The following is an 11,291-nucleotide window of genomic DNA, read 5'->3' on the forward strand; positions in this document are numbered from 1 at the left end:
CGATTACGCCAAGATACTCGCATCCCAACCGAGGAGTTGTATACATGTCGGCTGTCGACGAGCTCAGAAGCCTCATCCTGGCGGGACAGTACGCCCCGGGTGACCGGCTGGGCGAGGTCGAGCTGGCCGAGGTGCTGGGCGTCAGCCGCACTCCGGTGCGCGAGGCGCTGCGCCGGCTGGAGGCCGAGGGGCTCGTCGAGCTCGTCGCCAACAAGGGCGCCCGGGTGGTGGCCTACCCCGGCCGGGACCTGGAGACGATCTTCGAGCTCCGGGCGCGCGTCGAGGGGCTGGCCGCGCGCCAGGCCGCCCTCACCGCGAGCCCGGACGACGTCGCCCGCCTGCACGAGGTGGCCGTCGACCTGCGCGACCACGCCGAGCGGGGCGAGCTCGACGCCGTCTACCGGCTCAACTCCGAGTTCCACCAGAGCCTGGTCCGGCTCGGCGGCAGCCCCCTGCTGGGCCAGTCGATCAGCTCGCTGATCCACTCTTCCGTTCTGCTGCGCACGTACGGCTCGTTCGACGAGGACGCGATGCGGCGCAGCGTCAACCACCATCTGGAGATCGCCGCCGCCGTGCGCGCCGGCGACCCCGAATGGGCCGAGGCGGTCATGAGGGCCCACCTGTTCTCGGCCCGAGCGTCGTTGCTGGGCCCCCGATATCAGGAGAGAACCACATGAGAGGACTCCCGCTCGGCGACATTCGAGTGGTCGAACTGGGGCAGTTGCTCGCGGGACCCTTCTGCGGCCAGCTCCTCGGCGACTTCGGCGCCGAGGTGATCAAGGTGGAGGACCCCGGCAAGGGTGATCCCATGCGCCAGTGGGGCAGGGAGAAGCCCCACGGCAAGTCCCTCTGGTGGCCGGTCGTGGGCCGCAACAAGAAGTCGGTCACCTGCGACCTGCGCACCACCGAGGGCCAGGACCTGGTGCGGCGCCTGGTCGAGCAGGCCGACGTGCTGCTGGAGAACTTCCGGCCCGGCACCTTGGAGCGCTGGGGCATGTCGCCCGAGCGGCTGCACGAGCTGAACCCCAGGCTGGTGATCACCCGGGTGACCGGCTTCGGCCAGACCGGCCCGTACGCGCCGCGCGCCGGCTACGGCTCGATCGGCGAGGCGATGGGCGGCATCCGCTACGTGACCGGCGACCCCGGCCAGCCGCCGTCGCGCGCCGGGATCTCCCTGGGCGACTCGCTGGCCGCCACCTACGCCTGCGTCGGCACCCTGGTCGCGCTGCACGAACGCGAGAACAGCGGCCAGGGCCAGGTCGTCGACTCGGCGATCTACGAGGCCGTGCTGGCCATGATGGAGTCGCTGCTGCCCGAGTGGCAGCAGGCCGGCTACCAGCGCGAACGCACCGGCCCGGTGCTGCCGAACGTGGCGCCCAGCAACGTCTACCCCACCAAGGACGGCGACAGCATCCTCATCGCCGCCAACCAGGACAGCGTGTTCGCCCGCCTGGCCGCCGCCATGGGCCGGCCGGAGCTGGCCGGCGACGAGCGCTACGCCACCCACGGCGCCCGCGGCGCCAACATGGGCGAGCTCGACGACCTGATCGGCAGGTGGACGGCGGAGCTGCCCGCCCAGCAACTGCTCGACCTGCTGCACGAGAGTGGCGTGCCGGCCGGGCGGATCTACCGCGCCCCGGACATGTTCGCCGACCCGCACTTCGCCGCCCGCGAGGCCATCGTCAAGGTCCAGCATCCCGACTTCGGCGAGCTGGCCATGCAGAACGTCGCGCCGAAGCTGTCGGCCACCCCCGGCGCGGTCCGGACGGCCGGCCCGGCGCTGGGCGAGCACAACCAGGAGATCTACCACGGACTACTCGGCCTCACCCCCGAGGAGATTGACCGGCTGTCGGCCGGCGGAATCATCTAGCAACAAGGAGCGTCGCCATGCGTTACCGCCTCGGCGTGGATGTCGGAGGCACCTTCACCGACATCCTGCTCATCGACGAGCACTCCGGGCGCAGCTATCGCGCCAAGACCGCATCAACCCCCCACGACCAGTCCGTCGGCGTACTCGCCGGTCTCGAGAAGGCCTGCGCCCAGGCGGGCGTGACCCCCTCCGAGATCGGCGAGATCCTGCACGGCACCACGGTCGCCACCAACGCCATCCTGGAGGGCAAGGGCGCCAGGGTCGGCCTGGTCACCACCGCCGGATTCCGGCAGGTGCTCCAGATCGCCCGGTCCTACGTGCCGGGCGGCCTGGCCGGCTGGATCATCTGGCCCAAACCCGAACCGCTCGCCGCCCTGGAGGACACCGTCGAGGCGGTCGAGCGGGTCGCCGCCGACGGCTCGATCGTCACCCCGCTCGACGAGGACGACCTGCGCGTCAAACTGCGCCGGCTGCGCGGCGTCGAGGCGCTCGCGGTCTGCCTGATCCACTCCTACGCCGACGACACCCACGAGCGGGCGGTGGCGAAGCTCGCGGCCGAGGAACTGCCCGGCGTCCCGATCTCGCTCTCCTCGGCGGTGCTGCCCGAGCTGCGCGAGTACGAGCGCGCCATCACGACCGTGGCCAACGCCTACGTCCAGCCGCAGGTCGCCCGCTACGTCGACAACCTGGCGGCCAAGACCGCCGACGGCGGCGTGGACGGCCAGCTCTACATCCTGCGCAGCGACGGCGGCCTGTCCTCGGCCGCGAGCGCCGCGGAGAGCCCGGTCAACCTGCTGCTGTCCGGCCCGGCCGGCGGCGTGGCGGGCGCGACCTGGTTCGCCGAGCAGGCCGGGTTCGACGACTTCCTGACCTTCGACATGGGCGGCACGTCCACCGACGTGGCGCTCGTGGAGGGCCTGCGACCGCGGATCGGCCGCGAGACCCGGATCGGCGACCTGATCGTCCGCTCCGCCTCGGTGGACGTGCGGACGGTCGGCGCGGGCGGCGGCTCCATCGCGCACGTTCCCGAGCTGACCCGCGCGCTGCGCGTCGGACCGCAGTCGGCGGGCGCCGTGCCCGGCCCCGCCGCCTACGGCCGGGGCGGCGAGGAGCCCACGGTGACCGACGCCAACGTGGTGCTCGGCTACCTGCCCTCCCGCCTGGCCGGCGGCGAGATCGAGCTCGACCGGGAACGGTCCAGGGAGGCGGTGGGCAAGCTGGCCGAGGCCATGGGCCTGCCGTCGGTGGAGGCCGCCGCGCAGGGCATCGTGGACATCGTCAACGAGAACATGTTCGGCGCGCTGCGCCTCGTCTCCATCCAGCAGGGCTACGACCCGCGCGACTTCGCGCTCGTCGCCTTCGGCGGGGCGGGCCCGCTGCACGCCAACGCCCTCGGCAGGCTGACCGGCTCGTGGCCGGTCATCATCCCGCCCTCACCCGGGGTGCTCTGCGCGTACGGCGACGCCACCACCAGCCTGCGCGACGAGGCGGCCCGCACCTACATCCGCCGCTTCTCCCAGCTCACCGACGCCGAGCTGAGGCAGCTCCTGACCGAGCTGGCCGAGACCGCCACCCGCGACCTCGGCTCCGACGTGGACGAGGTCGTCTACCAGGTTGACGTCCGCTACCACGGCCAGGGCTTCGAGATCCCGATCACCCTCGACCTCGACACCGGCCTGGAGGCGCTCGGCAAGCGGTTCGACGCCGAGCACGAGCGGCTCTTCTCCTTCCTGCTGAGCAACGAGCACGAGCTCGTCAGCGCCAGGGCGATGGTCAGCGGCCCGCGCCCGAACGTCCAGCCGGTCCGGCTGGAGCAGGCGGACACCGACCCCGAGCCGGTCGGCAGTCACGACGTCTGGATCGACGGAGGCTGGACCACCGCCGCCGAGTACGACCGGACGGCGCTGCGCGCGGGAGCGGTGATCACCGGCCCCGCGATCGTCGCCGAGATGGACTCCACCACGCTGATCCTGCCCGGGCACGCCGCCCGCGTGCACGAGAGCGGCTGCCTGCTGATCCGCCCCCTGGAGGCATGATGGCCCAGATCATCGAGACCGCGACGGAGCCGCTCGCCCGCGTCGCCGTCGATCCCATCACGCTCGACATCGTCGAGAACGCCCTGCGCAACGCCCGCTACGAGATGGACGAGGTGCTGTTCCGCACCGCGCTGTCGCCCGGCATCCGCGAGCAGCACGACGAGTTCCCGTTGATCGGCGACCCGACCGGGCGCATGGTCGTGGGCCAGTTCGGGCTGTCCATCCCCGCGCTGCTCGACCGGTTCGACGGGACCATCGAGGAGGGCGACGTGCTGCTCACCTCCGACCCCTACTCCTGCGACGGCGCCATCAGCCACGCCAACGACTGGCTGGTCGTCATGCCCATCTACGTCGACGGCCGGGTCGTCGGCTGGTCGTCGATGTTCGGCCACATGTCCGACGTCGGCGGCAAGACCGCCTGCTCGATGCCGACCGACGCGCGCACCATCTACGAGGAGGGCGTGGTCATCCCGCCCTTCAAGCTCTACTCCAAGGGCGTGCTCAACGAGGCCGCGCTGGGCATCATCCTCAACCAGGTGCGCCAGCCCGACTGGAACCGGGCCGACCTCAACGGCATCGTGGCCGCCTGCCGCACCGCGTCCCGGCGGATCCAGGAGCTGTGCGCCCGTTTCGGCGCCGACACCTACACCTCCGCCCTCGACGCGCTGCTGCAGCGCAACTACGACGCGATGAAGGTGCTGCTCGCCACCCTCTTCGAGGACGGCGAGACGCTCACCTTCTCCGACTACATCTGCGACGACGGCCGGGGCAACGGGCCGTACAAGCTGACGCTGTCGCTGACCCGCACCGGCGAGAAGGTGCTGCTCGACTTCTCCGGCAGCGACCCGCAGGCCGAGGGGCCGATCAGTTACTTCCTGAACGAGAACCTCGCCAGGATGTTCTTCGGCATCTACCTGATCACCGTGGCCGACCCGCAGATCCTGTGGAACGACGGCTTCTACCCGCTGGTGGACGTGCACATCCCCGAGGGCAGCTTCTGGAAGCCGCGCTTCCCGGCCGCGCTCAACGGCCGCAACCACGGCATCGGCCGGCTGTTCGACCTGTTCGGCGGGCTGCTCGGGCAGAAGACGCCCGACCTGCTCAACGCCGCCGGCTTCTCCTCCTCACCCCACTTCATGTACGCGGGGGAGGGGTTCCAGCTCTACTCCATCGGCTTCGGCGGCATCCCCGGCAGGCCGATCGGCGACGGCCCCGACGGGCACTCGCTGTGGCCGTCGTTCACCAACATCCCGTGCGAGTTCCTGGAGTCGTACTATCCGCTGCGGATCGAGCGGTGGGAGACGGTCGCCGACACCGGAGGCGCCGGCCTGCACCGGGGCGGCAACGGCGTGGACGTCGCCTACCGCTTCCTGAAGCCGGGCACGATCGCCATCCACGACGACCGCTGGCTCACCTACCCGTGGGGCGTCAACGGCGGCGAGCCCGGAGCGCGCGGCCGCAAGTGGATCGAGCGGGCCGACGGCGGCGTCGAGATCCTGCCGAGCAAGGTGCACGACGTCGAGGTGCATCCGGGCGATCTGCTGCACTTCGTCACCTGGGGCGGCGGCGGGTGGGGCGACCCGCTGGCCCGCGACCCCGAACTGGTCGCCCTGGAGGTCAGGCGCGGCCTGGTGACCGCCGACGGGGCGCGCCGCTTCGGGGTGGTGTGCGCCGCCGACGGCACGCTCGACGCCGAGGCCACGGCCGAGCTGCGCGAGCGGCTGCGCGCGGACCGGGGCGAGCTGCCGGTGTTCGACATGGGCCCGCCGCTGGAGGAGCTCCTCGCCCGCTGCGAGGACGAGACCGGCCTGCCCGCTCCGACGCCGCCGGCGCGCGTGTGACCAGGCCCCACGAGGAGGTGTTCGGGCGCTCGCTGGAGTTCGGCGAGCGCCCGGCGCTCATCCTCATCGACCTGATGCGGGCCTACTTCGAGCCGGGGGCCGAGCTGTACATGGGCTCGCGCGACTGTCTCGACTCGGCGGCCCGCGTGCTGTCCGCCGCCCGCGCGGCCGGCGTGCCGGTCGTGCACACCCGGGTGGCGTTCGGGCCGGGCGGCGTCGACGGCGGGCTGTTCTTCCGCAAGGTGGCGCCGTTGCGTCACCTGGTCGGCGACGGGCCGCTCGGCGAGCTGATGCCGGAGGTCGCGCCAGAGCCGGGCGAGCTGGTGATCGTCAAACAGTACGCCAGCGCGTTCTTCGGCACCTCGCTCGCCTCGACGCTGACCGCGCTGCGGGTCGACACGCTGGTCATCGCCGGGGTGTCCACCAGCGGGTGCGTGCGGGCGACGGCCGTGGACGGCATCCAGCACGGGTTCGCGCCGATCGTGGTGCGGCAGGCCGTCGGGGACCGTGACCCGGCGCCGCACCAGGCCAACCTCTTCGACATCCAGGCGAAGTACGGGGAGGTGTGGGACGAGCCCGACGTGATCGCCAGGCTTTGACCCCCGGCCCCCGACCCCCGACCCGCGCCCCCGGCCGGAGGCACGGCCGGTGATCGCCTGGCTGGGCCCGTCAGTTGCGGCGTAGCAGCAGCATCGCCGCGTCGTCGAGCAGCGGGCCGCCCACGTGCGCGACCAGGTCGCCCCGCACCGTGTCGAGCGCGGTCTGGGGGTCGTCCTCCTTCAGCAGCACGCGGGCCCGCTCGGTCAGCGGGTAGAAGGTGCCGTCGCGGTCGCGCGCCTCGATGACGCCGTCGGTGTAGAAGAGGATCTGGTCGCCCTCGCCGAAGGCGACCCGGTGCGGCTTGGTCCGCTCGGTGTTGAGCGAGCCGAGGCCGAGCGGCAGGGCCGCCTCCGGCGGCTCGGCCAGGCTGACCCGCCCGTCGGGGGAGATCAGCAGGGGCGCCGGGTGGCCGCAGTTGACCAGGGAGATCTCGTCGTCGTGCACCTCCGCGACGATCGCGGTGACGAACTGCTCGCCGCCCAGGTGCCTGGTCAGGCTCACCTCCAGCCGCTCGCCGACGTCGGCGAGGTCGGCCTCGTCGTACGCGGCCTCGCGGAAGGCCCCCAGCACCCAGGCCGCGGTCTCGACGGCGGACAGGCCCTTGCCCTGGACGTCGCCGACCAGCAGCCGCACGCCGTGCGGAGTGGTGACGACTTCGTACAGGTCGCCGCCGATCCGCGCCTCGGCCGCGGCGGAGGTGTAGGACAGGGCCACCCGCAGGTCGCCCGCCCGGCGAGGCACGGGGCGCAGCAGCACCCGCTGGGCCGCCTCGGCGACCCGCCGCACGTTGGCCAGCTCGCGCTCGCGCTTGAGCCGCAGATGGCTGGCCACCATGCTGGCCGCGGTCACGCTGACGATCGTGGCGATCGTCAGGTTGTTCTGCCAGGTGAGCAGCAGGTCGAAGTGGTAGGCGAGAGGAACGCAGATGGCCAGCGCCGCCACGCCGACCATCGCGGTGCGGCGGACGCTGCCCGACACGGAGGCGAACGTCGGGCCCAGCGTGAGCAACGGCAGGAAGCCCAGGGCCGGCCCGGCGAGCAGGTCGGTCAGCGCCACAGCGAGCATGACGGCGAACGGCAACCAGCGCAGGGCCTGCTGCGACCTCATCCGGCGCTCCCCGACGCGGCGTGCGGTGTCTCTCGTGCCGCCAGCACTGTCCTCCCCCGTGCGCCGATCAAAGGCCATCGCGGGGGCGACGGCCGAACAGTCAATATGGGTCTCGCGTGGGCGCCGGGGGGCAGGCGGATGTCATTCTCTCAGCTTCCGCACCGCCTCGCACCCCCGGCGAGGTCCGATTCCCGAGCTCTATTCTGCACAACACAAGATCTCCTAGGAAGTGCGCGAGGCGGCCACCGCCTGGGATCACGGCGGCAGGCGGGCGTTGAAAATTTCATGGATCAGCCGATAATTTCAGTGCCCCAACTGCGGAGACGAGGTCGATCGTGAGCCGGCATTGACCGGCCTTCCAGCGGGTCAATAGCGTCCGGGTGGATCCCTGAGGGATAGAAACTTTCGGAAACGCTGCCCCGGAGGTGGAAGGCCCGTGTCACCGTCCCCGCTCATCACCCCGCCGGTCCGGATCAGGACCTTCGCGGCGGTCGCCCTGCTCGGGCTGCTCGCCGTGTTCCTCCTGCCCAGCGCCCCGGCCGACGCCTCGGCGTCGCTGCGCCAGCACGCCGCCGCCCGGGGCAAGTTCATCGGCGCCGCGTTCGCCACCTCCCCACTCGCGAACGAGGCCGCGTACCGGACCATCGCGGCCACCGAGTTCAACCAGGTCACCGCCGAGAACGCGATGAAGTGGGACGCCACCGAGCCCAGCCAGGGCCAGTTCACCTTCGGCGGCGCCGACGCCGTCGTCGGCTTCGCCACCCAGAACGACCAGCAGGTGCACGGCCACACGCTCGTCTGGCACAGCCAGACCCCCGGCTGGGTGCAGAGCCTCGGCGCCACCGCCATGCGCTCGGCGATGCAGAACCACATCAGCCAGGTCGTCGGCCGCTACGCGAACAACCCGGCCGTGGTCTCGTGGGACGTGGTCAACGAGGTCTTCGACGACAACGGTAACCTGCGCACCTCGTTCTGGTACAACACGCTGGGCCAGAGCTACATCGCCGACGCCTTCAGGGCCGCCCGCGCCGCCGACCCCGACGCCCGGCTGTGCATCAACGACTACAACGTCGAGGGCGTCAACGCCAAGAGCACCGCGATGTACGACCTGGTGCGGTCGCTGCGGCAGCAGGGCGTGCCGGTCGACTGCGTGGGCTTCCAGGGGCACCTCGCCATCCAGTACGGTTTCCCGGCCCAGGTGCGGCAGAACATGCAGCGCTTCGCCGACCTCGGCGTGCAGGTCAGGGTCACCGAACTGGACGTGCGCATGACCCTGCCGAGAGACACCGCCAAGGACGCCACGCAGGCCACCTACTACCGCGACGTGGTCGACGCCTGCCTCGCGGTCAACGCCTGCGCCGGGGTGACCGTCTGGGGCTTCACCGACAAGTACTCGTGGGTGCCCGAGACCTTCCCCGGACAGGGCGCCGCGCTCCTCTACGACGAGAGCTACCAGCGGAAGCCCGCGTACACGGCGGTCCACGACGCGCTCGCGGGCGGCGCGAGCCCCGACACCACCCCGCCGACCACCCCCGGCGCGCCGTCGGCGAGCGGCGTCACCGCCGGCTCGGCCACGCTGACGTGGACGGCGTCCACCGACTCCGGGGGCAGTGGCCTGGCCGGCTACGACGTCTACCGCGAGCAGGGTGCCACCGACCCCGTGCTCGGGCGGAGCGGCACCAACTCGATCACCCTGACCGGGCTCAGCGCCGCCACCCAGTACCAGGTGTACGTGCGGGCGCGGGACGGCGCGGGCAACCTGTCCGGCAACTCCGCCACGGTCACCTTCACCACCACGACCGGAGGCGGCGGCGGGCCGTGCTCGGCCACCGCGACCGTGCAGACCCAGTGGAACAACGGCTACGTGGTGCAGCCGGTGACGGTGGCCAACACCGGCACCTCGACGCTGGCCGGCTGGACCGTCACCTTCACCCTGCCCGCCGGCCACAGCCTGACCGGCTCCTGGAACGCCACCCTGACCACCAGCGGGCAGACGGTCACCGCCCGGAGCATGGGCTACAACGGCACCCTCGCGCCCGCCGCGAGCACGAGCTTCGGCTTCCAGGCCGCCCGTCCCTCCGGCGACACCCAGACGCCGTCCGGCTACACCTGCGCTTCCCCCTGAACGTCTCCTTTGACGATCTCCCCTGACGTACGCCACCGACGTACGCCACCGACGTGCGCCACCGATGGCGCCACCGATGGCGCCACCGATGGCGCCACGGACGTACGCACGGACGACGAGGCACGGCATCGGTGGATGCCGTGCCTCGTGCAGGTTTTCGAAAATTTCCCTCTCGGGCGATGAGTCTCGGGCCGCTCGCAGGTCTGGACGGGTAACAACACCACGATTCCGGGAGGAAACCATGAAGCGTCCCAGCCTGGACAGCATCCTGCTCGCGAGCACCGACCCCGAGCGGCTGCGCGCGTGGTACGCCGCCGCGCTGGACCCCGAGGAGAACACCGACGTCGACGGCTACGGCGTCCTCAAGTTCGGCGGCTTCCACCTGCTCATCGACAGCCGCGGCGACATCTCCGACAAGAACCCGGAGCCCGGGCGGATGGTCCTCAACTTCGACGTGGCCGACGCCCGTGCCGTGGTCGCGCGGCTGGAGACGCTGGGCGTGACCTGGCTGGCCGAGCTGGAGGACCGCCACGGCAGCCAGTTCGCCACGGCCGTCGACCCCGACGGCAACTACGTGCAGATCATCCAGCTGAGCGACGAGCATCGCGCGGCGATGTGACCACGGAACACCAAGGAGAAGATCATGTTCGGTTCGACGAAGGCGTTCAGCGGGTTCGCCGTGGACGACCTCGACGCGGCCAGGGCGTTCTACGGGGAGACGCTCGGACTCGACGTGACGGAGGAGCACGACCTGCTGACGCTGCGCATCGCGGGGGCCCGCGACGTCCTGGTCTACCCCAAACCCGATCACACCCCCGCCACGTACACGATTCTCAACTTCCCGGTGGACGACATCGAGAAGACCGTGGACGAGCTGGTGCGGCGCGGGGTCCGGTTCGAGCGCTACCCGCAGATGGAAGCTGATGACAGGGGCATCTTCCGTGGCGGGGGTCCGCTCATCGCCTGGTTCACCGATCCGGCGGGCAACATCCTGTCCGTCCTGCAGGAGCAGTAGGCCGCTCCTGCGGGAGCGGCGGGCCGGTCCCGCGGGAGCAGCAGGCCGCGGTCCTGCGGGGGTGGCGGGCCAGGAGAGCACATGGGTGTCCGCTGCCCTGCCCATGCCGCGTGACCGGGAAGTGACCGGCCTGTCAGCGGTCCTGAGCATCCTTCGAAAGGCCGGGCTCGCCGCCCGCGCCGCCGGCGACGGGGACGCCGGCGGACGGCGTGGCGATCCGCCCGGCGTCCAGGTCACCGCGATCCCGTGGTGCGTATCGAAGGAGCGGACACCAGTGAATCGATCTCGACTGGGCGAGAGCGCCAGGACCATGACCCGCGCGACCGGCCGCCGGTGGGCCCTGACGGCCACGACCGTCAGGGCGGCCGGGCTCCGGCGGGCTCTGACGGCCGGGGCCGTGCTGGCCGGCGCCGTCGCGCTGGGCGGAGCGCCCGCCGCCGCCACGACGGGCGCCGTCGCGGCGAAGGAGGCGGCCACGAGCGCCGTCGCGTGCGGCCTCTACCGCGATGAGGACGCCGCGTTGTACAAGAACTGCACCGGCGGCGGGGAGAACATCTTCGTCACCTACATCTGGTCCGCCAACACCTACTACTGCGTGCCGGCCGGCGAGACCAAGCACCTGGGCCGCTGGAGCAACGTCTTCCGGGTCTACAACCGAGGCGGCTGCTAGCGCGGGCACCTTGGCCGGCGCCATACC

10 protein-coding genes are annotated in these 11,291 nt (G+C 71.6%); 9 read left to right on the forward strand and 1 reads right to left on the reverse strand.

Annotated features, from left to right (window positions below):
- The first annotated feature begins 44 nt into the window (after positions 1-44).
- The 5 genes from AC5L3X_RS23375 to AC5L3X_RS23395 are packed head-to-tail and all read left to right on the forward strand — an operon-like array spanning position 45 to position 6,346.
- Positions 45-677, forward strand: a complete 633-nt coding sequence (locus AC5L3X_RS23375) for a GntR family transcriptional regulator (protein ID WP_189126446.1) — start codon at positions 45-47, stop codon at positions 675-677.
- Complete coding sequence (locus tag AC5L3X_RS23380) at positions 674-1,870, forward strand: CaiB/BaiF CoA transferase family protein (RefSeq protein WP_494859577.1); 1,197 nt, start codon at positions 674-676, stop codon at positions 1,868-1,870. The genes AC5L3X_RS23375 and AC5L3X_RS23380 overlap by 4 nt, the downstream gene beginning before the upstream one ends.
- A gap of 17 nt (positions 1,871-1,887) precedes the next feature.
- On the forward strand, positions 1,888-3,906 hold the full coding sequence (locus AC5L3X_RS23385) for a hydantoinase/oxoprolinase family protein (protein WP_494859579.1): 2,019 nt from the start codon (positions 1,888-1,890) through the stop codon (positions 3,904-3,906).
- On the forward strand, positions 3,903-5,747 hold the full coding sequence (locus AC5L3X_RS23390) for a hydantoinase B/oxoprolinase family protein (protein WP_494859581.1): 1,845 nt from the start codon (positions 3,903-3,905) through the stop codon (positions 5,745-5,747). The genes AC5L3X_RS23385 and AC5L3X_RS23390 overlap by 4 nt, the downstream gene beginning before the upstream one ends.
- Complete coding sequence (locus AC5L3X_RS23395; RefSeq protein ID WP_189126443.1) at positions 5,744-6,346, forward strand: isochorismatase family protein; 603 nt, start codon at positions 5,744-5,746, stop codon at positions 6,344-6,346. The genes AC5L3X_RS23390 and AC5L3X_RS23395 overlap by 4 nt, the downstream gene beginning before the upstream one ends.
- Before the next feature lie 70 nt (positions 6,347-6,416).
- On the opposite strand, the gene AC5L3X_RS23400 is transcribed toward AC5L3X_RS23395, so the two are convergent.
- Positions 6,417-7,454, reverse strand: coding sequence for a PP2C family protein-serine/threonine phosphatase (locus AC5L3X_RS23400; RefSeq protein ID WP_494859582.1), 1,038 nt, complete (start codon positions 7,452-7,454; stop codon positions 6,417-6,419).
- 436 nt (positions 7,455-7,890) lie between these two features.
- Between AC5L3X_RS23400 and AC5L3X_RS23405 the strand changes: the two genes are divergently transcribed.
- The 4 genes from AC5L3X_RS23405 to AC5L3X_RS23420 all read left to right on the forward strand — a co-directional run bounded on the left by AC5L3X_RS23405 (position 7,891) and on the right by AC5L3X_RS23420 (position 11,264).
- A complete protein-coding gene (locus AC5L3X_RS23405; protein ID WP_494859584.1) occupies positions 7,891-9,579 on the forward strand; it encodes an endo-1,4-beta-xylanase in 1,689 nt (562 codons plus the stop codon).
- A gap of 241 nt (positions 9,580-9,820) precedes the next feature.
- On the forward strand, positions 9,821-10,198 hold the full coding sequence (locus AC5L3X_RS23410; RefSeq protein WP_494859586.1) for a VOC family protein: 378 nt from the start codon (positions 9,821-9,823) through the stop codon (positions 10,196-10,198).
- A gap of 24 nt (positions 10,199-10,222) precedes the next feature.
- Complete coding sequence (locus AC5L3X_RS23415) at positions 10,223-10,594, forward strand: VOC family protein (protein WP_494859588.1); 372 nt, start codon at positions 10,223-10,225, stop codon at positions 10,592-10,594.
- Between the two features lie 274 nt (positions 10,595-10,868).
- Positions 10,869-11,264 (forward strand): DUF6355 family natural product biosynthesis protein, encoded by a 396-nt coding sequence (locus AC5L3X_RS23420; protein ID WP_494859590.1) that lies wholly within the window; start codon positions 10,869-10,871, stop codon positions 11,262-11,264.
- The last annotated feature ends 27 nt before the right edge of the window (positions 11,265-11,291 follow it).

The sequence above is a fragment of the Nonomuraea sp. CX421 genome (genome assembly GCF_059358955.1).